The organism is Streptomyces sp. SID11385 (genome assembly GCF_010548245.1).
GTDB lineage: Bacteria > Actinomycetota > Actinomycetes > Streptomycetales > Streptomycetaceae > Streptomyces.
The window spans coordinates 58,146-82,447 of record NZ_JAAGLR010000910.1 but is presented as its reverse complement, the minus strand read 5'-3'; the positions used below and the strand labels follow the sequence as shown (position 1 = coordinate 82,447).

The window sequence follows — 24,302 nt, the reverse complement described above, 5'->3', positions numbered from 1 at the left end:
CCGGGCGTGTGCGGGCCCGCGCTCGCGGGGAGGGTCGCGGTCGCCGCGGAGAGGGCGTGGGCGAGGCCGCCGAGTTCGACGTGGACGACGAGGACGGGCTTGCGCGTCTCCGAGGCGGCGACCGCCTCGCGCAGCGCCGCGCCGAGCACCTCGCCCTCGGGCCAGTCGAGCGCGCCCTCGCCGACCCACGGGATCGCGGTGACGACGACGGCGTCGCTGTCCGGGGCGGCGAGCGCCTGTTCCAGGGCGCGCCGGAAGTCCTCGGGGCCCGCGGACGTCGTGAGGTCGAGCGGGGTGCGCGGGCGCAGGCCCTCGGTCAGGCAGGCGTCGTACGTGAGCAGGCCGAGCGATTCGGAGTTGCCGAGGATCGCGACGCGCGGGCCCTCGGGGAGCGGCTGGCCCGCGAGCAGGACGCCCGTGTCGACGAGGTCGGTGACGGTCTCGACCCTGATCACGCCGGCCTGCGCGAGGAGCGCGGAGACCGTCGCGTGCGGGAGGCGGGTCTCGGCGACGGCGTGCGAGGGCGGCGTCGCGGCGCTGTGCCGGGCGCCCTGGACGACGACGAGCGGCTTGGTCGCGGCGGCGCGGCGCGCGAGGCGGGTGAACTTGCGCGGGTTGCCGATCGACTCCAGGTACATCAGCGCCACGTCGGTGTCGGGGTCGTCGTACCAGTACTGGAGGACGTCGTTGCCCGAGACGTCCGCGCGGTTGCCCGCCGAGACGAAGGTCGAGAGGCCGGTGCCGCGCTGGTGGAGTTCCGAGAGGAGCGCGATGCCGATCGCGCCCGATTGCGTGAAGAGCCCGACCCGGCCGCGCGGGGCGAGTTCGGGCGCGAGCGAGGCGTTGAGGCGGACGGCGGGATCGGTGTTGACGAGGCCGAAGGCGTTGGGGCCGACGAGCCGCATCCCGTAGCTGCGCGCCTGCCGCACGAGGCGCCGCTGCCGCGCCCTGCCCGCCGTCACGCTCTCGCCGTACCCGGCGCTGATCACGACGAGACCGCGCACCCCGTGCTCGCCGCACTCGGCGACGGCCTCGGGCACGCGCTCGGCGGGGACGACGACCACGGCGAGATCGATGTCGTCACCGGTCTCCTTGACGGTACGGAAGGCCGGGACGCCGTCCAGCGTGCCCTGGTCCTCGGGGAAGCTGCTGTTGACGGCGTAGAGGCGGCCCGTGTACCCGGCGGCGAGGAGGTTGCGCAGGACGCTGCGGCCCACGCCGCCGCCCGCGCGCTTCGCACCGACGACCGCGACCGAACCCGGGGCGAGGAGACGCTGCACGGAGCGGGACTCGGCGCGGTGCTCGCGCGCGTACTGCACCGCGAGCGAGCGCTCGGTGGGTTCCAGTGGGAAGGTCAGGTGGACGACGCCGTCCTCGAAGCTGCGCTTCTGCTGGTAGCCCGCGTCCGTGAAGACCTTGATCATCTTGGTGTTGTGGGGCAGCACCTCGGCGCCGAAGCGGCGGATGCCGCGCTCGCGCGCGACGGCCGCGATGTGTTCGAGGAGCGCCGAGGCCACGCCGCGGCCCTGGTACGCGTCCTGGACGAGGAAGGCGACCTCGGCCTCATCGGCGGGCGCGGAGGCGGGGCGGCCCGTCGCGTCGACGCGGTCGAAGCGCACGGTCGCGATGAACTCGCCGCCGATGGTCGCGGCGAGCCCGACGCGGTCCACGAAGTCGTGGTGCGTGAAGCGGTGCACGTCCTTCGCCGAGAGCTTCGGGTAGGGGGCGAAGAAGCGGTAGTACTTCGACTCGTCGGAGACCTGCTCGTAGAAGCTGACGAGCCGTTCGGCGTCGTCCGCGGTGATGGGCCTGATCCGCGCGGTGCCGCCGTCGCGCAGCACGACGTCGGCCTCCCAGTGGGCGGGGTAACCGGCCTCGTAGGGCTGTGCCGAGGGGTGCTGGTCCTGGGGGCGGCCGCCGGGGCGGGGCGCCGCGGCGGGCTCCGCCGGGCCGGACGCTGCTGAGCTGGGCTCCTCGGGGCGGGGCGGGTCGGCCGGGGTCTCCATGGGGTCAGGGTACGACCGTGTGTACGAGGCGTGGGGGTGCCGTGCGGGGGCGGGACGAGGGGATGGGGAGGGACGGGCGGCAGGGGGCTTTCGCAGGTGAGGGCTGGTCGGCGTACGGGCCGCCACGGGGACCGGGCGCGTGGCGGCGGTGTCCCCCTGGTGCCCGCGGACACCCCTCGTACGGCCCCTGCCCCCTTGCGCCGCGCGGCGCGCCGTGCCACCACGAGGGGAGAACGCGTCCCGGAACGGGAAGGCCCGTACCGCGACACCACACCGACCCGCACCGACCCGCGCCACCGAAAGACCGCATCGACCCGCACGACCGAAAGACCGCATCGACCGCATCGACCGCATCGACCGCACCACCGAACACCGCACTGCCGTACCACCGGAAGCCGCACCACCGCGTATCCGCACCGGGCCCGCCAGCGCGCGGGCCCCGGACCCGAAGGGCTGCACCATGGCTGAGCGTCGCGTCACCGTCGGCTGGCCGGAGGGCCTCCACGCCCGTCCCGCCTCCCTCTTCGTGCGGGCATCGACCGCCACCGGACTCCCCGTCACCGTCGCCAAGGGCGAGGGCGAAGCGGTCAACGCCCGCTCCATGCTCGCGGTGCTCGGCCTCGGCGTGCAGGGGGGCGAGGAGATCACGCTGAGCGCGGAGGGAGAGGGGGCCGAAGAGGCTCTGGACCGGCTCGTCAAACTCGTGGCGGAGGGACTCCAGGAACTCCCCGAAACGGTTTAGGGAATACGCGTCCGACCCCGGCGTGCGGAATTTCTCTCCGCCCGCCGGGGTCGCCGCTTGTTTTCACGGCCGCCACGGTGGGCACGCCGAAAAAGCTCGCCGAATAACCCCCTGAAACAGGCGCGAGAAATCCGCCCCGGTGAAAAGGGGAAGTCGGCGAGGCCGAGACTTCCGCGACTTCGCACCCCTTTGTATACGGCCCCTGTGTTAATGCGAGAGGCCCGGATTGTTTACGGGGTGTTGCGAAGTCCTCACGACGTGCGGGCCACGCAGGCGGTGGGCGCGGCGCGCGCGGTCGGCGTGCTGCGTGGTGAGCGCGCGGGCCCGTTCCGCGTCGCCACGCGCCACGGCGTCGACGATCGCGCCGTGCTCGGCCCAGGACTCCTGAGGGCGGACGGGCGACTCGACCACGTACATCCACGCGATCTTCTGCCGCAGCAGGGTCAGGAGCGAGGTCAGGGTCTCGCTCGCGCTGGCCTGGACCAGCGTCTCGTGGAACCAGCCGCCCAGCGAGCGCAGGTCCTCCTCCTGCCCCCGGCGCGCCCGCTCCTGCCCCAGCCTGACGAGGCCGCGCAGCACCTTGAGGTGCGCCTCGGTCCTGCGCTGCGCGGCGCGCGCCGCGCACAGCGGCTCCAGGAGCAGCCTCGTCTCCAGGACGTCCACGGCCTCCCGCGCCCCCGGTTCGGCGACCTGCGCCCCCGCGTGCCGGCGCGTCACGACGAAGCCCTCCGCCTCCAGCGTGCGCAGCGCCTCCCGCACCGGCACCCGGGAGACCCCGTATCTCCGTGCGAGCAATTCCTCCGTGAGCCGGCTCCCCCGCTCGTACACGCCCGAGACGATATCGTCCCTGATCGCCGTGCATACCGAGTGCGCGGGAATGCTCATGACCCGACCTCCGCATTATTCACCGCGAAACGCTGCCGTCGGGCGTCCGCGAGGTGACTCCATTAGAGCAGTGACCCTATGAGAACAGCGAAGAATTCAGCACGGCAGGGCGCATTCCCCGGATATCCCGAGGCCCCGATGCGCTGTTTACGGGCGGTTCGGGGCGGAAAGGGCGGGGTGCCGGGAGCGGGGTGGGGGCCGGCGCGAGGCGAGCGGTGCCGGGAGCGGGGTGTGAGGGCCCGGCGCGAGGCGAGCGGGCCCCTGGGCTCGTGCGCGGAACGCCGAAAGTCCCCGGCGGGCCGGGGGCTTTCGGCGGTGGCGCGGGGCGCATGACGGGCTCAGACGTCGACGCCGTGACCGCGCAGGTAGGCGAGCGGGTCCATGTCGGAGCCGTACTCGGGGCTCGTGCGCGCCTCGAAGTGCAGGTGGGGGCCGGTGACGTTGCCCGTGGCGCCCGAGACGGCGATCTGCTGACCGGCCGTCACGGTCTGCCCGACCGCGACGGTGGCCGCGGTGAGGTGCCCGTACTGCGTGTACGTCCCGTCGTGCATGCGCAGCACGACCTCGTTGCCGTACGCGCCGCCCCAGTCGACCTTCACGACCGTCCCGGCGCCGACCGCGTGGACGCTCGTACCGCTCGCCGCGTGGAAGTCGATGCCGGTGTGGCTGCCGGAGGACCACAGCGAGCTGCTGGCGTGGTAGCCGGTGGAGACGTACGAGCCGGGGATCGGCAGGACGAAGGTGTTGAGGCGCTTCCGCTCGGCGGCCCGCGCGGCCCGCTCCTTCGCCTCCTTCTTCCGCTCCGCCTCGCGCTTCGCCTTCGCGGCCTCCTTGCCCGCCTCGGCCGCGGCCTTCGCCTCGGCGGCGTCCTGCTCGGCGGCGGAGTGCACGAGGGAGGCCTGCGTGGCGATCTCCTGGGCGACGCTGTCGAAACCGATGACGCGCGTGAGACCGGTGTCGGGGCCCTCGTGGCTCGCGGCGTGCGCGGGGGCGGCGAGGGTGCCGACGACGGAACCGGTCGTGAGCGCGGCGAGCCCGGCCACCTTCGCACCGGTGCGGGACGCTCGGACGGCAGGACGACGGTGCCTGCCCGTGGGGCGCGTGAACGCCATGAAGCGGCTGTTCCTTTCCTTCCCTCTCGCCTACCGGGTTAGCTGACGGGTTCGGAGCAGGAAGGTCTCCTACGGACACCGGCGGACGGCGTCCGATTCACCCCATGGGACACATGGGTCCCCGGCTCCCGGGTACAAGCCCCGGAACTCGGCGAAGGCTGTCCGCTGCCGCGGGCGCGGCGCATACCTGACGAACAGCCGGAGTGACGCTAAGCGGGGCAAGACTTCCGAAACAAACGCAACGGCACCTTTGTTGCTCATGCCACACCCCAGACAGGCCGTCATGCACCCAATACGGACACGGGCCCGACCGGTATCCGGACAGCCCCGAGCCCGGCCCGGCCCGCGTGGGCACCCGTGCCCGCTCAGGCCGGGCGCCCTCGCGTCCCCGCGAGAAGGGGGAGCAGACGGTCCCAGTGGCGGGCGAGCCCGGCGGCGCTGAAGGCGTCGGTGTCGGACATCGTGAAGCCGTGCCGGGTGCCGGGGTAGACCTCCGACGTGTAGTCGACACCGGCCGTGTCGAGTTCCGCGTGGAGCGCGCCGAGGGCCTCGTCCGTCATATCGCCCTCGGCGTGCCCGAGATGGACGCGCGCACGGAGTTCGGAGTAGGCAGCGGGCCCGGCCGCCCCCACGGGCGCGTGGAACGCGGCGACGGCCGCCACCTCGGCGGGGTGCGCCGCGGCGGCGCGCACCGCGAGGAGGCCGCCGACGCAGTAACCGGTGACGGCGAACGGCCCGGCCGCGACCTCGGATCGCGCCGCGAGAAAGGCCAGGTAGGCGGCCGCGTCCCTGCGAGCGCGTTCGGCGGTGTGCGCCTCGATGAGGGGCATCACGCGGGCGAAGACCGCCGCCCGCTCGTCTTCGCCCAGGTACGCGGGGAGTTCGACCACCGGCGCGGGGCCGTGCCGGTAGAAGAGGTGGGGGACGAGCACGTAGTACCCGTGCCCGGCCAGCTCACCCGCGAGGTCCCGGATGACGGGCCGCAGGCCGAAGCCGTCCGTGTACATCAGCACCCCGGGGTGCGGCCCCCCGCCCTCGGGGAAGGCGGCGAAGCCCTCGGCGTGACCGTCCTCGGTGGCGATACTCAGCGTCTTGGTGGGCATGACTCTCCTGTCGTGTTCGATGTGCCGAAGCTGCGATCAACACGACGGAGGGCGGGGCGCGCGGGCTGCCCCACCGGGCGCTCAGCGGAGCACCGGGTCACCGATCCATGCGTGGCACGAGGCCGTCCCGGTCGTCATGCCACCGGACTGTAGTCCCACGACGTCAACCAGCGTGCGCATACTGCCCGTTCGGGGCCGCACGGCGTCCTCTCCGCGCCCCTTCGCCCCGGCCGGAGGCGCGGGCGGGCAGGACCGGCGCGGCCCCCGTTCTCGCCGCGCCCGCCCCGCCCCGCAGGGCGGCTCAGCCCTGCACCACCGTCACCTCCCCGATCCCCAGCTCCCGTACCGGGTCGGCGATCTGCGCCGCGTCCCCCACCAGGACCGTCACCAGGCGGTCCGCCGGGAAGGCGTTCACGACGGCGGCCGTGGCCTCCACCGTGCCCGTCTCGGCGAGGCGGCGGTAGAAGGCGGCCTGGAAGTCGTCGGGGAGCTGCTGCTCGACCTGGTCGGCGAGCGTCCCCGCCACGGCGGCGGCCGTCTCGTACTTGAGCGGGGCGACGCCCACGAGGTTCTGCTCTGCCGTCTCACGCTCCGCGTCGGTGAGCCCGCCCGCCGCGAGGTCGCGCAGCACCTTCCACAGGTCCGCGAGCGCGGGCCCGGTGGACTCGGTGTCGACCGAGCCGCTGATCGCGAGGAGCGCGGCCCCCGGCGCGAGTCCCGTGCCCTCGGCCGACCGGCCCGACCGCAGCACCTGCCCGAAGGCCCGGACCCCGTACGTGTAGCCCTTCTCCTCGCGCAGCACCCGGTCCAGGCGCGAGGTCAGCGTCCCGCCCAGGCAGTAGGTGCCGAGTACCTGCGCCGCCCACACCTGGTCGTGCCGGTCCGGCCCCGTGCGGCCGATGAGGAGCTGGGTCTGCACCGAGCCGGGCCGGTCGACGATGTAGACGCGGCCCGTGTCGTCCGAGGTGATCGGGCTCATGGGCGGCGAGGCCGGGGCGGAGCCCTGCCACGTACCGAGGCTCTCGGCGAGCAGCGCGTCGAGGTCGGCGCCCGCGAAGTCGCCGACGACGACCACGGTGGCCGTGGCCGGGTGCACGTACCGCTCGTACAGCTCGCGCACGGCCTTCGCGTCGATCGCCTCGACGGTCTCCGCCGTGCCCTGCCGGGGGCGGGAGAGGCGGCTGTCCGCCGGGAAGAGCTGCCTGAACAGCTCCTTGGCCGCGCGGCGCGAGGGGTTGGCGGCCTCGTGCGGGATCTCGTCGAGCCTGTTGCGTACCAGTCGCTCGATCTCGGACGCGGCGAAGGCGGGGGCGCGCAGGGCCTCGGCGAGCAGGTCGAGGCCCTTGGCCAGGCGCGAGACCGGCACTTCGAGGGAGAGCCGCAGGCCCGCGTGGTCCGCGTGCGCGTCGAAGGTCGCGCCGCAGCGCTCCAGCTCGGCGGCGAACTCCTCGGCGGAGTGCTTGTCGGTGCCCTCGGTGAAGGCGCGCGCGAGGATCGTGGCGAGGCCGTCGAGGCCCTTCGGCTCGGCGTCGAGCGGAACGTCGAGCAGCACCTCCACGGCGACGAGCTGCTGCCCCGGGCGCTCGCAGCGCAGCAGGGTCAGGCCATTGGACAGGGTGGAGCGCTCCGGGGCGGGGAAGGCCCAGGGCTTGGCGGGACCCGGCTGGGGGCGCGGGTGGAACTCCATGGTGCTCTGCACGGCTTCGCTCACTGCTGTGCCGCCTCCTCGTCCTGGTCGGTGGCCGCTTCCTCGGCGGCGGGGGTCTGCTCCGGCGCGGTGGGCTCGTAGACGAGGACCGCGCGGTTGTCCGGGCGCAGCCGGGCGGCGGCGATCTCGCGCACCTCGTCGGCGGTGACCGCGAGGAGGCGGTCCACGGCGGTGAAGGCGAGCTGCGGGTCGCCGAAGAGCACGGCGTACCGGCAGAGCTGGTCCGCGCGGCCCGCGACGGTGTCGAGCTGGTCGAGCCACTCGCGCTCCAGCTGGGCCTGGGCGCGCTCCATCTCCTCGGCCGTCGGCCCCTGTTCGGCGAAGCGGGCCAGTTCCTCGTCCACGGCCGCCTCGATCACCGGGATCTCGACGTCCGCGCTCGTCTTGACGTCGAGCCAGCCGAGCGAGGGCGCGCCGGCGAGCCGCAGCAGTCCGAACCCGGCGGCGACGGCCGAACGGTCGCGGCGCACGAGGCGGTTGAAGAGCCGCGAGGACTCGCCGCCGCCGAGGATGGTGAGCGCGACGTCGGCGGCGTCCCCGGCGCGGGTCCCGTCCTCGGGCAGCCGGTAGGCGGCCATGAGCGCGCGCGAGGGCACGTCCTCGCGCACCATCTCGCGCAGCTGCCCGCCCATCACCTCGGGCAGCGCGCCGTCCCGCGGCGGCTGCTTGCCGTCGTGGCCCGGGATCGAGCCGAAGTACTTCTCGACCCAGGCGAGGGTCTGCCCGGGATCGATGTCGCCGACCACGGAGAGGACCGCGTTGTTCGGCGCGTAGTACGTGCGGAAGAAGGCGCGGGCGTCCTCCAGGGTCGCCGCGTCGAGGTCCGCCATGGAGCCGATGGGCGTGTGGTGGTACGGGTGCCCCTCGGGGTAGGCGAGGGCGGTGAGCTTCTCGAAGGCCGTGCCGTAGGGCACGTTGTCGTACCGCTGGCGGCGCTCGTTCTTGACCACCGCGCGCTGGTTGTCCAGGGACTCCAGGTCGAGCGCGGTGAGCAGGGAGCCCATCCGGTCGGCCTCCAGCCACAGCGCCAGCTCCAGCTGGTTCGACGGCATGGTCTCGAAGTAGTTGGTGCGCTCGAAGCTCGTCGTGCCGTTGAGGGAGCCGCCGGCGCCCTGGACCAGCTCGAAGTGCCCGTTCCCCTTGACCTGCGCCGAGCCCTGGAACATCAGGTGCTCGAAGAGGTGGGCGAGGCCGGTGCGCCCCGCGACCTCGTGGCGCGAGCCGACGTCGTACCAGAGGCAGACGGCCGCCACCGGGGTCAGGTGGTCCTCGGAGAGGACCACGCGCAGTCCGTTGGCGAGCCGGTGCTCCGTCGCGGTCAGACCGCCGGAGCCGGCCCGCTCGGTGGCCGTGTCACCCATGGGCATGTACATCCCTTCGTGTCGCCGAACCGCTCACGGCCGCCGCGAGGCGCCGGGCGTGCTCGTCGTACAGCTGTTGAGTCGGATCGCTGTTGTCTCGTCGCGCTGTCACTCTATGCAACCGCACCGACAAGCGGGGAAGTTCCCGCCTCCAGACTTCTTCCCCACGGATCGGCGCAGGGGGCGCGCGGGGGTGGCCCACGCCCGCGCCGCGCGCCGGTCGGGTACGTACGCACGCGCCATCCCGGCGCCGGTCGGGTACGTACGCACGCGCCTCGGGTACGTACACGGGCGTCACCCGGCGCCGGTCGGGTACGTGCCCGCGCCCCGCCCCGGCGCCGGAAGTACCCCCTTGCTCCGGTTCCGTGGTCCCGCGCGGGCGCGTATGCGGACGGGTCGAGGTCGGGACTGTCGGCGCGGCGGTCCACAATGGTCCGCGTCAGTACAGCCGCAGTACAGCCGATGCCGTGACGAGAACGCGAAGGAGCCGCAGCAGCGATGGCCCGCCGCAGCACGAAAACCCCGTCTCGGGGCACCTCCCGGGCCGACGAGGCAGACTTCGAGGAGAGAATCCTCGACATCGACGTCGTCGACGAGATGCAGAGCTCCTACCTGGAGTACGCGTACTCCGTGATCTACTCCCGGGCCCTGCCCGACGCCCGGGACGGGCTCAAGCCGGTGCAGCGCCGCATCGTCTACCAGATGAACGAGATGGGTCTGCGGCCCGAGCGCGGCTACGTCAAGTGCGCGCGTGTCGTCGGCGAGGTGATGGGCAAGCTCCACCCGCACGGGGACGCCTCCATCTACGACGCGCTCGTCCGCATGGCGCAGTCCTTCTCCATGCGGGTCCCGCTCGTCGACGGCCACGGCAACTTCGGCTCGCTGGGCAACGACGACCCGCCCGCCGCGATGCGGTACACCGAGTCCCGCATGGCCGACGCGGCGATGCTCATGACGGAGTCGATCGACGAGAACACCGTCGACTTCGCGCCCAACTACGACGGTCAGGAGCAGGAGCCCCTCACGCTCCCCGCCGCCTACCCGAACCTGCTGGTCAACGGCGCCTCCGGGATCGCGGTCGGGATGGCGACGAACATGGCGCCGCACAACCTCGGCGAGGTCGTCGCCGCCGCGCGCCACCTGATCCGGCATCCGAACGCGGACCTCGACACGCTCATGAAGTACGTGCCGGGCCCCGACCTGCCCACCGGTGGCCGCATCGTGGGCCTCGCCGGCATCCGCGACGCGTACGAGAAGGGGCGCGGCAGCTTCAAGACCCGCGCCACGGTCACGGTGGAGAACGTGACGGCGCGCCGCAAGGGCCTGGTCGTGACGGAACTGCCGTTCACGGTGGGTCCCGAGAAGGTCATCGCGAAGATCAAGGACCTCGTCGGCTCGAAGAAGCTCCAGGGCATCGCGGACGTCAAGGACCTCACCGACCGCGAGCACGGACTGCGGCTCGTCATCGAGATCAAGAACGGCTTCGTGCCCGAGGCCGTGCTCGAACAGCTCTACAAGCTGACGCCGATGGAGGAGTCCTTCGGCATCAACAATGTGGCACTCGTGGACGGTCAGCCGCTCACCCTCGGCCTCAAGGAGATGCTGGAGGTCTACCTCGACCACCGCTTCTCCGTGGTGCGGCGGCGCAGCGAGTTCCGGCGCGCGAAGCGCATGGACCGGCTGCACCTCGTGGAGGGCCTGCTCGTCGCGCTCGTCGACATCGACGAGGTCATCCGCCTCATCCGCTCCAGCGAGAACTCGGCGGACGCGAAGCGGCGCCTCATCGAGCACTTCTCGCTGAGCGAGACGCAGACGCAGTACATCCTGGACACCCCGCTGCGCCGGCTCACGAAGTTCGACCGGATGGAACTGGAGTCCGAGCGCGACCGGCTCAAGGCCGAGATCGAGGAGCTGACGGCGATCCTCGAATCGGACGCGGAGCTGCGCAAGCTCGTCTCCGGCGAGCTGGCCGCCGTGGCGAAGAAGTACGGCACCCCGCGCCGCACCGTGCTCCTGGAGTCGGCGGACGCCCCGGTCGCGGCGCTCCCGCTCCAGGTCGCCGACGATCCCTGCCGCGTGCTCCTCTCCACGACCGGGGTCATCGCCCGTACGCCGGGCACCGAGCCGCTCCAGGAGGGCTCGGCCAAGCGCGCGAAGCACGACGTGATCCGCTCCGCGGTGCCCGCGACGGCGCGCGGCGAGGTCGGCGCGGTCACCTCGGCCGGGCGGCTCCTGCGCATCACCGTCGTGGACCTGCCCCAGCTCGCCGAGGGCGCGGGTCCCTCGCTCGCGGGCGGGGCACCGGTGGCGGAATTCGTACGGCTCGAGGACGACGAGACGCTCGTGTGCCTGTGCACGCTCGACGAGTCCTCGCCGGGGCTCGCGATCGGTACGGCGCAGGGCGTCGTGAAGCGCGTCGTGCCCGACTACCCGGCCAACCGCGAGGAGCTGGAGGTCATCACGCTGCGCGAGGGCGACCGGATCGTGGGCGCCGCCGAGTTGCGCACGGGCGAGGAGGACCTCGTCTTCATCACGGACGACGCGCAACTGCTGCGCTTCCAGGCGTCGGCGGTACGTCCCCAGGGCCGCCCGGCCGGCGGGGTCGCCGGGGTCAAGCTCGCCGAGGGCGCGAAGGTGCTCTCCTTCGACGTCGTCGACCCGGCGGTCGACGCTGCCGTCTTCACGGTGGCCGGCTCGCGCGGCACCCTCGACGACTCGGTGCAGACGACCGCGAAGCTCACGCCGTTCGACCAGTTCCCCCGCAAGGGCCGGGCGACCGGCGGGGTGCGCTGCCAGCGCTTCCTCAAGGGAGAGGACTGCCTCAGCTTCGCCTGGGCGGGCCCCGTCCCGGCCCGCGCGGCCCAGCGCAACGGCGCCCCGGCCACGCTCCCTGAGCCCGACCCGCGCCGCGACGGCTCCGGCGTCTCGCTCGCCAAGCCGGTGGCAGCGGTGGCCGGACCGGCCTGACGGAGGTTCGCCGTCCGCGTGCTCGTCCCCAACACGTCGTGGGGAGGGGCACGCGGGCGGCGCCCGGCCGGGACCCGCCTGGCGGACCGGCACCTGACGGGTTCGCGGAATCCCCGCGGCACCTGGGCGCCCACGCCCCGTCACAGGCGTAGCTGAACCCGCCTCAAGCTCCGTGCTCAGAGTGCTCGCGCCCGGATTCCCGCGCGGGCTCCGTCACGAAGCGGCTCAGCCGGTACGTGGTCGGGAACGCCGAGCGCCCGCACAGCGTGTCGATCCGGATCATCGCCCCGTCGGCTCCCTCCTCCCGGAGCCCGCGCAACCGCGTCCGCACCTCCGCCTGGACCAGCGTCTCGAAGAACACTTCCCACCGTCCGGCGTCCGGCGCGGTGCGCGCGGCGAGCCGCCACCTCTCGGCTTCTCGTCTCCGCCTTCTCTTCCCCGCTCCCGGCATCCGCCCAGCATCACCGGCCCGGGACGCGACGGCAACGTCACCCGACCGAGCCCGCGCGCCGCTCGGCGATCACCCGGCGGACAGGCCCGAGGGCGCGAACTCCCGCTCCCCCGCCACCCCGCGCCCCGGCCCCTCCGCCGGGTCCTCCTCCGGGTCCCGTACGTACCTGAGCACGCCCCACATCCGGCGCTGACCGTCCGCGTCCGCTCCGCCGGCGAGGCTCAACGCGTCGGGCGCGGCGGCGAGTTCCTCCTCACGGCAGGCATCGAGTCCGGCGGCGACGCGGTCCGCGTCGATCCCGGCGCCGATGAGGACGAGGTCGGTGCGGCGGGGCGCGGCCTCCGGCCAGGGCTCCGGGGTGAAGCGCAGGAAGCGGCCCACGGCGTGCACACCGTAGCGGTGGAGCGGGTCGGCGGCGCCGAAGTTCACGTACCCCTTGATGCGGTAGAGGCCCTCGGGCCGTCGCTCCAGGAAGGACATGAGGCGTACCGGATCGAGCGGCACGTCGTAGCTCCGCGCCACGCTCTCGTACCCCTCGTGCAGGTGCGGCGCGGGCTCCTCCTCGGCGCGCAGGTCGTCGAAGGAGAGCTGGCCTCGCCGCTCGGTCACGGGGCGGCGGTCGAAGAGCAGTTCCGGGTCGAGACGGCCGTGCGTGACCGGTGCGACGGCGGCGCCGCGCGCGAGGCGCCGTACCTCCAAGAGCAGTTCGGCGCGTGCGGCGGCGGTGATCCGGTCGGTCTTGTTGAGGACGACGAGGTCGGCGACGGCGAGCCGCGTGCCCAGCCCCGGATGCCGTGCGCGGGTCGCGGGGAACTCGGCCGCGTCGACGACCTCCACGAGCCCGCCGTAGACGAGCCGCGGGTTGTCGCCCGCGAGCACCATACGGACCAGCTCGGCCGGTTCCGCGAGCCCGCTCGCCTCGATGACGACCAGGTCGACGCGCAGCCCGGGCGCGGTGAGCCGGGCGAGCTGTTCGTCCAGCTCGCTCACGTCGACCGCGCAGCACAGGCAGCCGTTGCCGAGCGAGACCGTCGATCCGGCCTGTCCGGCGACGGCCATCGCGTCGATCTCGATGCTGCCGAAGTCGTTGACGAGCACCGCGATGCGGCTGCCCCGGCTGCTGTGGAGCAGGTGGTTGAGCACCGTGGTCTTCCCGGCCCCGAGGAACCCGGAGAGCACCACGACGGGAATCTGCGGCGGTACGGGACGCTCTTGTTCTTCCGCTGTCACCGCCCCAGCCTACGAACCCCCGCCCCGGCGCCGCGCGCACGCCCCACGCGGGTGGCAGGGGGCGTGCGAGGCGCGGGCGGGCGGGGGGCGTGCGACGCGCGGGTGACCGCGGGTTCGGCGCGCGGGTTCAGCGCGGCGCCTGCCCCGTCGAGCCCCGTACCACCAGCTCCGGTTCGAACAGCAGCTCCTCGGCCGCCGCCGTCGCCCCCGCGATCTGCACCGCGAGCAGGTCGACCGCCGCCCGTCCCATCGCCTCGATGGGCTGGCGCACGGTGGTGAGCGGGGGTTCCGTGCAGTTCATGAAGGCGGAGTCGTCGAAGCCGACCACGGAGACCTCGCCCGGCACGGACAGTCCGCGCCGCTTCGCCGCGCGGATCACGCCGAGCGCGTACGGGTCGCTCGCGCACACGAAACCCGTGACGCCCTGGTCGAGGAGGCGGGCCGCGGCCGCCTGTCCGCCCTCCAGCGAGAACATCGCCCGGACGACGTGCGCCTCGGGCAGTTCGCGGCCCTCCGCGGCGGCGAGCTGCCGGGCGGCGGCGAGCTTGCGCTGCGAGGGAACGTGGTCGGCCGGGCCGAGGACGAGCCCGATGCGCTCGTGGCCGAGCGAGGAGAGGTGGCGCCACGCCTGCTCGACGGCGACCGCGTCGTCGCAGGAGACACCGGGGAAGCCGAGCTGCTCGATCGCCGCGTTGATGAGCACGACGGGGATACGGCGCTCCGCGAGGCGGCGGTAGTGGTCGTGGGGCGCCTCGGCCTGCGCGTACAGCCCACCGGCGAAGACCACCCCGGAGACCTGCTGTTGCAGCAGGAGATCGACGTAATCGGCCTCGGAGACGCCGCCCTTGGTCTGCGTGCACAGGACGGGCGTGAGGCCCTGCTGCGCGAGCGCCCCGCCGATGACCTCGGCGAAGGCCGGGAAGATCGGGTTCTGCAACTCGGGCAGGACGAGACCGACGAGACGGGCCCGCTCCCCGCGCAACTGCGTGGGCCGCTCGTAGCCGAGCACGTCGAGCGCCGAGAGCACCGCTTGGCGCGTGTTTTCGGACACCCCCGGCTTGCCGTTGAGGACTCGGCTGACCGTGGCCTCGCTGACTCCGACCTTCTGGGCCACTTGGGCTAGTCGACGTGTCATGGCCGAAAGATTAGCGCAAGGACCGCAAGCGGTTTGCGGGGTTTCTGAAAATTCCGCTGCGGAATTCCGCCGGATTCTGCTCTTCCCGCTGCGGACGTGCGCACGCGGGAGTGCGGAGGTGCGCACGCGGGACTGCGGACGGGGCGCGGGCGGGGCCGACAGCGCGCCCGGTGCCCTGGCCGGAGGGCGGCCTTGTTCCGGTGCGGTTAGGCTCACCTTTGTGAGTATCTGCGCCACCGCCTCGCGTGCCCTCGGCGAGCCCCTCGCCGGAACGGCGGCCACCGCCCGCACCTGGCTCCTCGTCGAACAACCGGGCCCGTGGGGCGCCAAGGCGCTGACGTCCAGCCGCCTCGATCCCGTCCTCGGACGACGCCTGGAGGAGGCCGCGCGCGGCACCGGCGTGCGCCTCGGCCTCATCCGCCGCCCCGGCCGCACCGCGCCCACCTCCACGCGCCGGGTCTTCGCCGCGCACGTCGTGCCCGGCCGGGGCTGGGTGCACGAGGCGGAGATCGAGTCGGCCGAGGACGCCGAACGCCTCCTCGGCCTGGACCTGAAGGAACTCGGCGCGGGCAATGCCGCCTCCTTCCTCGACGCGGCCGACGGCCTCGCCGGCACCCCTTACACGGGTGCCCCGCTCGTCTGTGTCTGCGCCAACGGCAAGCGCGACCGCTGCTGCGCGCTCCTCGGCCGCCCCCTCGCCGCCGAACTGCACGCGGCGGGCACGGAGGGCCTCTGGGAGGTGACGCACCTCGGCGGCCACCGCTTCTCCCCCACGCTGCTCGTCCTCCCGTACGGCTACGCCTACGGGCGCGCGGACGCCGCCCTGGCCCTGGCGGCCCAGCGTGCCGCCGCCTCCGGCCGCGTCCTCCTCGACGGTTGCCGGGGCCGCTCCGTCTGGGAACGCCCGGAACAGTCCGCCGAGTTGGCGGTACGCGCGGAAACGGGCGAGGAGCGGGCCGAAGCGCTGACCGTACGCACCCTGCCGCCGGGCGAGGCCCCCGCCGTGCACCGCGTCCGCGTGGAGCACCGCGACGGCCGCCGCTGGACGGCCGAGGTGGTGCGTACCGTCGCCGAGGACGCGCGCCCCGAGAGCTGCGACGCGGCCCCCGCCCTCCCGGCCCGCTTCGAGGTCGCCCGGCTGGCGGCCGAAGCTCCCGCGCACTGAACGTACGGATACGGGCGTCCTCCCGCGTGGGAGGACGCCCGTATCCGTGTCCGGTCGGCAGGGGGGACGCTCAGACCGCTCCCGCCCCGGTGAGGGAACGCACCTCGGTCTCCGCGTGCCTCGCCTCGTCCGACGTCTCCTTGGACGTGACCGTCCCGATCCAGCCGAAGAGGAAGCCGAGCGGGATCGAGACCAGCCCGGGATTCTCCAGCGGGAAGAGGTGGAAGTCGACGCCCGAAATGATGGAGTTGGGGCCGCCGGAGACGACGGGCGAGAAGATCACGAGCAGCAGCGCGGGCACGAGTCCGCCGTACACGGACCAGACCCCGCCCCGCGTCGTGAACCGGCGCCAGAAGAGCGAGTAGAGCAGGACCGGCAGGTTCGCCGAGGCCGCGACCGCGAAGGCGAGGCCCACGAGGAAGGCGACGTTGAGGTTGCTCACGAGCAGACTCAGCGCGATCGCCAGCACACCGATACCGACCGCCGCGAGCCGCGCCACGGCGACCTCGCTGCGCTGCTTGCGCCCGGGGCGGTGCAGTGTCGCGTAGAGGTCGTGGGCGACGGAGGCGGAGGAGGCGAGGGTGATGCCGGCGACGACGGCGAGGATCGTCGCGAAGGCGACCGCGGCGACCACGGCGAAGAGGATCGTGCCTCCCGCGGAGTTCTCGCCGCCGCCGAGATCGAGGGCGAGCAGCGGGATCGCCGTGTTCCCGGCCGCGTTGGAACGGCGCACCGCGTCCGAGCCGACGAGCGCGGCGGCACCGAAGCCCAGGACGATCGTCATGAGGTAGAACGCGCCGATGAGCCCGATCGACCAGACCACCGAACGCCGCGCCGCGCGAGCCGTCGGGACGGTGTAGAAGCGCGACAGGATGTGCGGCAGCCCCGCGGTGCCGAGCACGAGGGCGAGGCCGAGACTGATGAAGTCGAAACGGGAAACCCAGCCACCGCCGTACTGCAAGCCCGGCTTGAGGAAGTCCAGACCGTGGCCGCTGCGTTCGGCGGCGCTCTTGAGCAGCTGGTTCACATCGCCGTGGAAGCGGAGCAGGACGAGGACGGTCAGGGTGACGGCACCGGCCATCAAAAGCACCGCCTTCACGATCTGGATCCACGTCGTGGCCCGCATCCCGCCGAACGAGACGTAGATGATCATGAGCGCGCCCACCCCGATGACGGTCCACACCCGCGCCGCCCCGCTCGTACCGCCGAGGAGCAGCGCGACGAGAGAGCCCGCGCCGACCATCTGCGCGACGAGATAGAGCACCGAGACGGTGACCGAGGCGGACCCGGTCGCGAGCCTCAGCCGCGGCGCGCTCATCCGCGCCGCCACCACGTCCGCCAGGGTGAACCTGCCGCAGTTGCGGACCAGTTCGGCGACGAGCAGCAGCACGACGAGCCAGGCGACGAGGAAGCCGACCGAGTAGAGCAGCCCGTCGTAGCCGACGAGCGCGATGAGTCCCGCGATGCCGAGGAACGAGGCGGCGGACATGTAGTCCCCCGCGATGGCGAATCCGTTCTCCATCGGGGTGAAGAGCCGCCCGCCGGCGTAGAACTCCTCCGCCGAACCGTGCCTGTTGCGGCTGACCCAGGTCGTGATGCCCAGGGTGACCACTACGAAGGCGCTGAACAACACCAGCGCCAGGGTCTCGTGGTTGCTGCTCAACGCCGCACTCCTCGCGTCATCTCCTGGGTGTCCCAGCGCAGTTCGAGCGCCGCCCGGTCCCGCCGCAGCCGTGCGTGACGGGCGTAGGCCCAGGTCAGCAGGAAGGTGGTGGCGAACTGCGCGAGCCCCGCCACCATCGCCACGTTGATCACCCCGGCGACCGGCCGCGCCATCAGGTCCGGCGCCATCGTCGCGGCGATCACATAGGCGACGTACCAGAGGAAGAACGCCGCGGCAGCCGGGAAGGCGAAGCTGCGATAACGGCGACGCACTTCCTGGAATGCGGGGCTGTGCTGCACCTCCAGGTAGACGTCCGCCGCCCGACGGGCCGGCTCCGGCTCGGAGGCGGGTGCGGGAATGACGGGCGTCGAGGCTCCGACACCGTCCACCCCGTCCCAGCCGGAGGCGAGCGAATCCCGCCAGGGGTCGTCGAGCCGGACCTGTCCGGCTTCACGACCATCGTGCTTTTCCACCGAACTCTCCTTGTCCGCGGCGAGCTGAGCCGCGAGCACAAGGATGAGCAGTGCGGGAAGACCCGAGGCACCTGAGACCGGAAATTTCACCCTTTCAGGTGAGAGCGGAACCCGGTGGCGTAACTATCCCATGCAGATAGGCATATCGGACGGCCTGTGCCCGATCACGGAGCCCCGCTTTGGCGAACAGATTGTTGATGTGGGTCTTCACCGTGGCGGCTGACACGTGGAGCGCTCGTGCGATGTCCGCGTTGCTCAGGCCCTGCGCGATGAGCGCCAGCACCTCGGCCTCCCGCGCCGTCAGCCCGTCCGGCGGCACACCCCCGCCAAGCCCCGCCGGAGGTCCCTCCGCCCGCACCGTCGGCCGGGCCTGCCCACCCCTTGGCGAAGCGTCTCCCCCGCTCCCCGCCGCCGGTTGCACCCCCTCCGCCGAGCGGCCCGGTGTCCCGGGCGGTGCCTCCCGGTCGACCGCGTCCTCGCCCGCGATCCTGTCGAGGAGGCGGCGCTGAATCCCCGGAGCGAGCCCCGCCTCACCGGACAGCACGTCCTCAATGGCGCGCACGATCTCCTCGCCCCCGGCGTCCTTCGTGAGATAGCCCCTGGCCCCCGCGCGCAGGGCCGGGAAGAGGTCCTGGTCGTCCGCGTACGTGGTCAGCACGACGACCTGCGTCCCCGGGTGCTCCGCCCTGATTCTGCGGGTCGCCTCCACCCCGTCGCAGCGTGGCATCCGCAGGTCCATCAGGACGACGTCCGGGGCCAGCTCTCCGACGAGCCGCACCGCCTCGTCACCGTCCCGCGCCGAGCCCACCACCTCGATCCCCGGCAGCAGACCGAGCAGCATCACGATCCCCTCGCGGACCACCGACTGGTCGTCGGCCACCACCACCCGCGCGCTCACGCCGGAACCCTCAGTCGCACCACGAACCCTTCCTCACCGTCCTCCGGAGGCCCTGCCGACAGTGTCCCGCCCAGCAACTCGGCCCGCTCCCGCATGCCTCTCACACCGTAGCCGCTGCCACTCCCCGCCAGATCCGCTCCGCCGACGTCCCTCACGCCCACGGCGTCTCCCCCCGCCGCCCTACCTCCGGCTCCTCCCCGACCCACCGCCCTTTCCGGCTCCGCCGAGCCCGCCCCGGCCACCGCCTCCGCCGCAAGCGCCGCCCTCGCCTCGCGCCGCTCAGCGCCTCCGAGGCGCTTGCCCCGCGCAGAGCCCTCAGGCGGCGCAGGCCGCACACGCGCCGAAGTGCCCTCAGCCTGCTTGCCCCGTTCAGCCCGCGCGGGCCGCTCGGGTCGCTCGGGGCGCTCGGGGCGCGCGGCCTGCCCGGCCCGCTCGGCCCGTTCAGTCGCCTCAGCCGCCTCGCCCGGCTGGGCCCGTTCAGTCGCCTCGGCCGGTTCGGCTCGCTCAGCCGCCTCGGCCGGTTCAGGCGCTTCGGCCGGTTCGGCTCGCTCGTCCGCCTTGGCCCGTTCAGTCCGAGTGGTCTGCGAAGCCCGCTCGGCTGGTTCAGTCCGCTCAGCCCCCGTGGCCTGCTCAGCCCGCTCCGCCCGCTCATCTGTCTCGGCCCGTTCAATCCGCGCAGCCCTGTCCGGCCGCTCGGCGCGCACAGCCTGCTCGGCCGTGGCCGGTTCGGCTGGTTCAAGCGGTTCGGGCGGCTCACTCGTGTCTGCCCGTACGGCCCGCTCAGCCGCCTCAGCCAGGTCGGCCCGGTCAGCTGCCTCCGCCCGTTCAGCCCGAGCGGTCTGCTCGGCCCGCTCAGCCCCCGTGGCCCGCCCAGCCCGCTCGGCCGGTTCAGCCGGTTCAGCCGGTTCAACCCCCATGGTGCGCCGGGTCGGCTCACCACACCCCGCCCCGTCGAACCCCTCGTGTTCGGGGGAGCGCTCGCCCCACGCCACCCGCTCCCCCCACGGCTGCCGTCCGGGCCCGTTGCGGACCTCCAGCTCGATGGTCTCGGGGCCGTAGACGAGGCGCAGCTGTGGTCGCGCGCCCGGCGCGTGCTTGCGCACATTGGTGAGCGCCTCCTGGGCGACCCTGCGAAGCGTCTGCCCCGCCTCCGCGGCGACCGGTCGCGCCTCGCCCTCGACCCGGAGCACCGTGCCCTCCCGTGCGGCCAGCTCGGCGAGCGCCTGGGCCACGGGCGCCATGTCGCCGCGCAGCGCCGACAGCGCCTGCCTGGTCTCCTCCAGCCCCTCACGAGCCATCCCCCGGGCCGCGACGACCCGTTCCAGGACCTGCCGGCGGTCGGCGCCCTGTTCGATCTGGATTCTGGCCGCCTCCAGGTGGACGAGCTGTGCCGAGAGGCTGTGGGCCAGCACGTCGTGTATCTCTCTGGCGATCCTGGCCCGCTCCGCGAGCGCCGCGGACTCCGCACGGGCGGCCTGGCTCGCCCGTTCCTCGATCAGCAGGCGGTGCGCGGCGCCTCTCGCCTCCGCGTCGAGCCGCGTCACCAACCCCGCCAGGGCCAGCCCCCCGCAGGTGACCAGCGTCGCGATCCAGTCGTCGCGGTCCGTCAGGAAATACCCCCCGAGCCCGAGGAACGCCGCGGGAGCGCCCCAGCCGAGGGGCAACCGTTCCAGCGCGACAACCGCGGCAAGACACCAGGCCACGGACGCGGCCACCTGCCAGCCGAGACCGTAGGCCCCCGCCCCCGAGAGAAGGAGTGTCGCGATGCAGGGAACGGCGGCCCGGAGCCGTTGTTCCGCCGTGACCCGGAAGAAGCGCCGCAGCGCGGCGATGGCGACTACGACCAGGACGAGCCCAGCGATCATCCGGGCCGGCCCCGCGTCCGGATTCAGCCGGTAGCTGATCCATACGAGGAAGCCCAGCAGCGTGACCCGAATCCCCCGGGTCGCGGCCGTTCGGGCCTCGCTCACCACCCGGCGGCGGCTCTCCCGCGAGAGTGCCTCGCGCGAGGGCCAGGCCGACCAGACGTCCTTCCTCATACACGGTCCTTCGGGCGGGGTGCGCGGTTGTTCCGGCGAGCCGACTGCGGCGCCCCGGAACCGTCACCGTACGTCGGCCCGAGAAGCGCGGCCCGGTGGTTGAGCAGGAGCCCTCGGGCGAGGAAGGTGGCGGCCAGCCCCAGGAGAAGGACGGGCGTGTGCTGCGTTATCCCCAGCGAGGCACCGACCCCGTAGAGCGCGACCCGCACCAGGATGCCGCCGCACCACACGGCACCGGCCGCCTTCGAGCCCGCGGCCCACAGGCTCCCGTCCGCTTCCCGCCAGACCCGCGAGGTCCACGCCCAGGCGGCACCCGTGAGCAGGCCCGTGAGCACGTTGAGCACCATGAGAGTGCCTGCCGCGTAGGGGTGCGCGTGATCGACGAGCCCGGGTTCACGCAGCGCTACGACGGCGAGGACGACGGGCATGAGCCACCAGCGCCCGCCGCCGTTGATGCGCTGCGCCCGGAACAGCCTGAACGCGATGAGAAGGACCGCCGCCGCGACGAGCAGGATCTCCAGGGCCCCGGACATGTGCGCCTCCGTAGGTCGGGGTGTCTCGAACACCACCGAAACTACGGAAGGGACCTGGTCAGGGCATCGGAGCCAGGGTGGAAAACGGGTGGATTCTGTTTCTCCACCCCAGGGTGGAGATCCGCGAGGATCGGGGCCCCGAGGGTGGAGAAACAGAGTCCGGCGGCACCGACGCCCACGCCGTAGCCGGCGGCGAGCGGCCGACGGCGGCCGACGGGCGGCCGACGGCGGCCGACGGGCGGTGGCCAGCGCGTTCGGCGGGCGGCCGACTACGCGTCGATGCGCGAGCGGTCGAGCGTCGCCGCCGAATTGGTGATGAACTCCTTGCGCGGCGCGACCTCGTTGCCCATGAGAAGGTCGAAGACCTGCTCGGCGCTGTCGAGGTCGTTCATGCTGATGCGCCGCAGCGTGCGGTGCCTCGGGTCCATCGTGGTCTCCGCGAGCTGGTCGGCGTCCATCTCGCCGAGACCCTTGTAGCGCTGGATGGAGTCCTTGTACCGGACGTTCTTGCGCTCGAAGTCGAGCAGCGTCTCGCGCAGCTCGCGGTCCGAGTACGTGTAGACGTACTTGTCCTGGCCCTTCTTCGGCTGGCTCAGCTCGATCCGGTGGAGCGGCGGGACGGCCGCGAAGACCCGGCCCGCCTCGACCATCGGGCGCATGTAGCGCTGGAAGAGCGTGAGCAGGAGGCAGCGGATGTGCGCCCCGTCCACGTCGGCGTCCACGAGCAGGATGATCTTGCCGTAGCGCGCCGCGTCGAGATCGAAGGTACGCCCCGAGCCGGCTCCTATGACCTGGATGATCGCCCCGCACTCGGCGTTCTTGAGCATGTCCGAGACGGAGGACTTCTGCACGTTGAGGATCTTGCCCCGGATCGGCAGCAGCGCCTGGAACTCGGAGTTGCGGGCGAGCTTCGCCGTGCCGAGCGCGGAGTCCCCCTCCACGATGAACAACTCGCTGCGGTCCACGTCGTCACTGCGGCAGTCGGCGAGCTTGGCGGGCAGCGAGGAGGACTCCAGCGCGGTCTTCCTGCGCTGGGCCTCCTTGTGCTGACGTGCGGCGATACGGGTACGGGCCGCTGCGACGACCTTGTCGAGCACCGCGCGGGCCTGCGCCTTCGCGTCGCGCTTGGTCGAGGTCAGGAACGCCTTCAGCTCCTTGGCCACGACGTTCGCGACGATCCGGTTCGCCGCCGAGGTGCCCAGCACCTCCTTGGTCTGCCCCTCGAACTGCGGCTCGGCCAGACGCACCGTGACGACGGCCGTGAGGCCCTCCAGCGCGTCGTCCTTCACGACATCGTCCTCGGCGACCCGCAGCAGCTTGGCGCTGCGCAGGACATCGTTGACGGTGCGCGTGACGGCACGCTCGAAGCCGGTGACGTGGGTGCCGCCCTTGGGCGTCGCGATGATGTTCACGAAGGAGCGCACGGAGGTCTCGTACCCCGTGCCCCAGCGCAGGGCCACGTCCACGCCGAGGTCGCGGACGACCTCCGTGGGCGTCATCTGCCCGTACTCGTCGAGGACCGGGACGGTCTCCTTGAAGGTGCCCTGCCCGCTCAGCCGCAGCACGTCGCACACGGCCTTGTCGCGGGCGAGGTATTCGCAGAACTCACTGATCCCGCCGTCGTAGCGGAAGGACTCCTCGCCCTTGCTCCCGCCCTCGCCGAGGCCGTATTCGTCGCGGACCACGAGGGTGAGTCCCGGCACGAGGAAGGCGGTCTGGCGGGCCCGCTGATGCAGGGTCTCCAGCGAGAGCTTGGCGTCCTTGAGAAAGATCTGCCGGTCCGCCCAGTAGCGCACCCGGGTGCCCGTGCGGGTCTTCGGGATGCGCTTGGTCTTGCGCAGCCCCGTCGTGGGCTCGAAGGCACCCTCCGGACCCGCGCCCTTGAACTGGCCGGGGACTCCGCGCCGGAAGCTCGTGGTGTGCACGGAGCCGCCCCGGTCCACCTCGATGTCGAGACGCGCGGAGAGCGCGTTGACGACCGAGGCGCCGACCCCGTGCAGGCCGCCCGAGGCGGCGTACGAGCCGCCGCCGAACTTCCCTCCCGCGTGCAGCTTGGTCATGACGACCTCGACCCCGGAGAGGCCGGTCTTGGGCTCGACGTCGACGGGAATGCCGCGCCCGTTGTCCCGCACCTCCACGGAGCCGTCCTCGTGGAGGGTCACGTCGATGTGGTCGCAGTAGCCGCCGAGGGCTTCGTCGACGGAGTTGTCGATGATTTCCCACAGGCAGTGCATGAGGCCACGGCTGTCGGTCGACCCGATGTACATGCCGGGCCGCTTGCGCACCGCTTCCAGGCCCTCCAGGACGAGCAGGTGCCGCGCGGTGTAGTTGGAGTCGTCGCGATCTGCTCCTGCCAGCAGAGCTGTCGACGACACGGATGTATCGGCGGTCACGCGGTTCGCTCCTCGCTGAATTTTCTTCTGGGGCCTATTGGCTCAACGTCCCGTCCGGGACGCCGCTCAGAGGGTACCGAGGCCAGGTAGAGCCGCTGTGACGCCACCCTCGCTTCAAACCCACCCTAGTGCAGAATCACACACCCGTTCGAACAACGAAGGTGGTGACTCTCATGTCACGTTCCCTTCCAGGCATGAACCATCTAGGCTCCGGGCACGTCCTCATGCACAGACCGGCAATCCAGCCGGGAGGATGTGACCCTGCACACCACGCGAAACCGTAAAGCACGCACGCTGTAATACGGCACATTCGCCGCCAACCGGCAACGGACAGCCGCCCTCGAAGTTTTTTCGCGAGAAAGGCCGCGAGCGGGAACGTTTTCGGCCTGGTTGGATGTTGACCCTGGTACGACAGCTCGTCGAGCTAGAGAAGAGGCG

Annotated in this window: 18 protein-coding genes and 1 riboswitch; of the genes, 3 read left to right on the top strand and 15 right to left on the bottom strand. The window is 72.5% G+C overall.

Annotated elements, in window-relative coordinates; translation table 11 throughout:
• Nucleotides 1-2,006, bottom strand: a 2,006-nt coding sequence (locus tag G3I42_RS27750; RefSeq protein ID WP_239096710.1) for a GNAT family N-acetyltransferase, incomplete at its 3' end; no start/stop codon positions are given.
• A 460-nt stretch (nt 2,007-2,466) separates the two neighbouring features.
• On the opposite strand from G3I42_RS27750, the gene G3I42_RS27745 reads away from it, so the two are divergent.
• A complete protein-coding gene (locus G3I42_RS27745; protein ID WP_164290427.1) occupies nt 2,467-2,748 on the top strand; it encodes an HPr family phosphocarrier protein in 282 nt (93 codons plus the stop codon).
• Between the two features lie 207 nt (nt 2,749-2,955).
• Here the strand turns inward: G3I42_RS27745 and G3I42_RS27740 are convergent, their stop codons facing one another.
• The 5 genes from G3I42_RS27740 to G3I42_RS27720 form a co-directional block, all read right to left on the bottom strand.
• Nucleotides 2,956-3,633 carry a GntR family transcriptional regulator gene (locus G3I42_RS27740; RefSeq protein ID WP_164290425.1) on the bottom strand — a complete coding sequence of 226 codons (678 nt, stop codon included), beginning with the start codon at nt 3,631-3,633 and terminating at the stop codon, nt 2,956-2,958.
• Nucleotides 3,634-3,971: 338 nt separating this feature from the next.
• Nucleotides 3,972-4,745: a M23 family metallopeptidase gene (locus tag G3I42_RS27735; protein ID WP_164290423.1), complete on the bottom strand. Its 774-nt coding sequence runs from the start codon at nt 4,743-4,745 to the stop codon at nt 3,972-3,974.
• A gap of 12 nt (nt 4,746-4,757) precedes the next feature.
• Nucleotides 4,758-4,909, bottom strand: a riboswitch (cyclic di-AMP (ydaO/yuaA leader).
• 201 nt (nt 4,910-5,110) lie between these two features.
• On the bottom strand, nt 5,111-5,848 hold the full coding sequence (locus G3I42_RS27730) for a dienelactone hydrolase family protein (RefSeq protein WP_164290421.1): 738 nt from the start codon (nt 5,846-5,848) through the stop codon (nt 5,111-5,113).
• Between the two features lie 301 nt (nt 5,849-6,149).
• On the bottom strand, nt 6,150-7,559 hold the full coding sequence (locus tag G3I42_RS27725; RefSeq protein ID WP_164290419.1) for a pitrilysin family protein: 1,410 nt from the start codon (nt 7,557-7,559) through the stop codon (nt 6,150-6,152).
• Nucleotides 7,556-8,929, bottom strand: a complete 1,374-nt coding sequence (locus G3I42_RS27720) for a pitrilysin family protein (RefSeq protein WP_164290417.1) — start codon at nt 8,927-8,929, stop codon at nt 7,556-7,558. Before G3I42_RS27720 ends, G3I42_RS27725 begins: the two co-directional genes overlap by 4 nt.
• 486 nt (nt 8,930-9,415) lie before the next feature.
• Here G3I42_RS27720 and G3I42_RS27715 point away from each other — a divergent pair, with 486 nt between their 5' ends.
• Complete coding sequence (locus G3I42_RS27715) at nt 9,416-11,884, top strand: DNA topoisomerase IV subunit A (RefSeq protein ID WP_164290416.1); 2,469 nt, start codon at nt 9,416-9,418, stop codon at nt 11,882-11,884.
• 163 nt (nt 11,885-12,047) lie between these two features.
• Here the strand turns inward: G3I42_RS27715 and G3I42_RS27710 are convergent, their stop codons facing one another.
• The 3 genes from G3I42_RS27710 to G3I42_RS27700 all read right to left on the bottom strand — a co-directional run bounded on the left by G3I42_RS27710 (nt 12,048) and on the right by G3I42_RS27700 (nt 14,700).
• Nucleotides 12,048-12,245: a hypothetical protein gene (locus tag G3I42_RS27710; RefSeq protein WP_239096718.1), complete on the bottom strand. Its 198-nt coding sequence runs from the start codon at nt 12,243-12,245 to the stop codon at nt 12,048-12,050.
• Nucleotides 12,246-12,404: 159 nt separating this feature from the next.
• The gene (locus tag G3I42_RS27705; RefSeq protein WP_343244688.1) at nt 12,405-13,565 is read right to left on the bottom strand and encodes a GTP-binding protein; all 1,161 of its coding nucleotides are present in this window, start codon (nt 13,563-13,565) and stop codon (nt 12,405-12,407) included.
• A gap of 127 nt (nt 13,566-13,692) precedes the next feature.
• Nucleotides 13,693-14,700 carry a LacI family DNA-binding transcriptional regulator gene (locus G3I42_RS27700; protein ID WP_164290412.1) on the bottom strand — a complete coding sequence of 336 codons (1,008 nt, stop codon included), beginning with the start codon at nt 14,698-14,700 and terminating at the stop codon, nt 13,693-13,695.
• 220 nt (nt 14,701-14,920) lie between these two features.
• Here G3I42_RS27700 and G3I42_RS27695 point away from each other — a divergent pair, with 220 nt between their 5' ends.
• The gene (locus tag G3I42_RS27695; RefSeq protein WP_164290410.1) at nt 14,921-15,865 is read left to right on the top strand and encodes a sucrase ferredoxin; all 945 of its coding nucleotides are present in this window, start codon (nt 14,921-14,923) and stop codon (nt 15,863-15,865) included.
• A gap of 70 nt (nt 15,866-15,935) precedes the next feature.
• On the opposite strand, the gene G3I42_RS27690 is transcribed toward G3I42_RS27695, so the two are convergent.
• From G3I42_RS27690 to G3I42_RS27660, 6 genes are all read right to left on the bottom strand, one after another.
• Nucleotides 15,936-17,528: a cation acetate symporter gene (locus G3I42_RS27690; RefSeq protein WP_164290408.1), complete on the bottom strand. Its 1,593-nt coding sequence runs from the start codon at nt 17,526-17,528 to the stop codon at nt 15,936-15,938.
• Nucleotides 17,525-18,040, bottom strand: a complete 516-nt coding sequence (locus G3I42_RS27685) for a DUF485 domain-containing protein (protein ID WP_164290406.1) — start codon at nt 18,038-18,040, stop codon at nt 17,525-17,527. Before G3I42_RS27685 ends, G3I42_RS27690 begins: the two co-directional genes overlap by 4 nt.
• Before the next feature lie 55 nt (nt 18,041-18,095).
• A complete protein-coding gene (locus G3I42_RS27680) occupies nt 18,096-18,899 on the bottom strand; it encodes a response regulator transcription factor (RefSeq protein ID WP_164290404.1) in 804 nt (267 codons plus the stop codon).
• The gene (locus G3I42_RS37905) at nt 18,896-20,938 is read right to left on the bottom strand and encodes a histidine kinase (protein WP_239096709.1); all 2,043 of its coding nucleotides are present in this window, start codon (nt 20,936-20,938) and stop codon (nt 18,896-18,898) included. Before G3I42_RS37905 ends, G3I42_RS27680 begins: the two co-directional genes overlap by 4 nt.
• Nucleotides 20,935-21,471 carry a DUF1453 domain-containing protein gene (locus tag G3I42_RS27665; RefSeq protein ID WP_164290402.1) on the bottom strand — a complete coding sequence of 179 codons (537 nt, stop codon included), beginning with the start codon at nt 21,469-21,471 and terminating at the stop codon, nt 20,935-20,937. Before G3I42_RS27665 ends, G3I42_RS37905 begins: the two co-directional genes overlap by 4 nt.
• A 269-nt stretch (nt 21,472-21,740) precedes the next feature.
• Entirely contained in the window at nt 21,741-23,864 is a 2,124-nt protein-coding gene (locus G3I42_RS27660) for a DNA topoisomerase IV subunit B (RefSeq protein ID WP_164290400.1), read from the bottom strand.
• Nucleotides 23,865-24,302 lie beyond the last annotated feature (438 nt).

What these genes read in the sequence shown, in the direction of transcription:
- G3I42_RS37905 (WP_239096709.1), bottom strand. Translation starts at nt 20,938, where the DNA reads ATGAGGAAGGACGTCTGGTCGGCCTGGCCCTCGCGCGAGGCACTCTCG.
- G3I42_RS27735 (WP_164290423.1), bottom strand. Translation starts at nt 4,745, where the DNA reads ATGGCGTTCACGCGCCCCACGGGCAGGCACCGTCGTCCTGCCGTCCGA.
- G3I42_RS27730 (WP_164290421.1), bottom strand. Translation starts at nt 5,848, where the DNA reads ATGCCCACCAAGACGCTGAGTATCGCCACCGAGGACGGTCACGCCGAG.
- G3I42_RS27740 (WP_164290425.1), bottom strand. Translation starts at nt 3,633, where the DNA reads ATGAGCATTCCCGCGCACTCGGTATGCACGGCGATCAGGGACGATATC.
- G3I42_RS27720 (WP_164290417.1), bottom strand. Translation starts at nt 8,929, where the DNA reads ATGTACATGCCCATGGGTGACACGGCCACCGAGCGGGCCGGCTCCGGC.
- G3I42_RS27745 (WP_164290427.1), top strand. Translation starts at nt 2,467, where the DNA reads ATGGCTGAGCGTCGCGTCACCGTCGGCTGGCCGGAGGGCCTCCACGCC.
- G3I42_RS27665 (WP_164290402.1), bottom strand. Translation starts at nt 21,471, where the DNA reads ATGTCCGGGGCCCTGGAGATCCTGCTCGTCGCGGCGGCGGTCCTTCTC.
- G3I42_RS27700 (WP_164290412.1), bottom strand. Translation starts at nt 14,700, where the DNA reads ATGACACGTCGACTAGCCCAAGTGGCCCAGAAGGTCGGAGTCAGCGAG.
- G3I42_RS27715 (WP_164290416.1), top strand. Translation starts at nt 9,416, where the DNA reads ATGGCCCGCCGCAGCACGAAAACCCCGTCTCGGGGCACCTCCCGGGCC.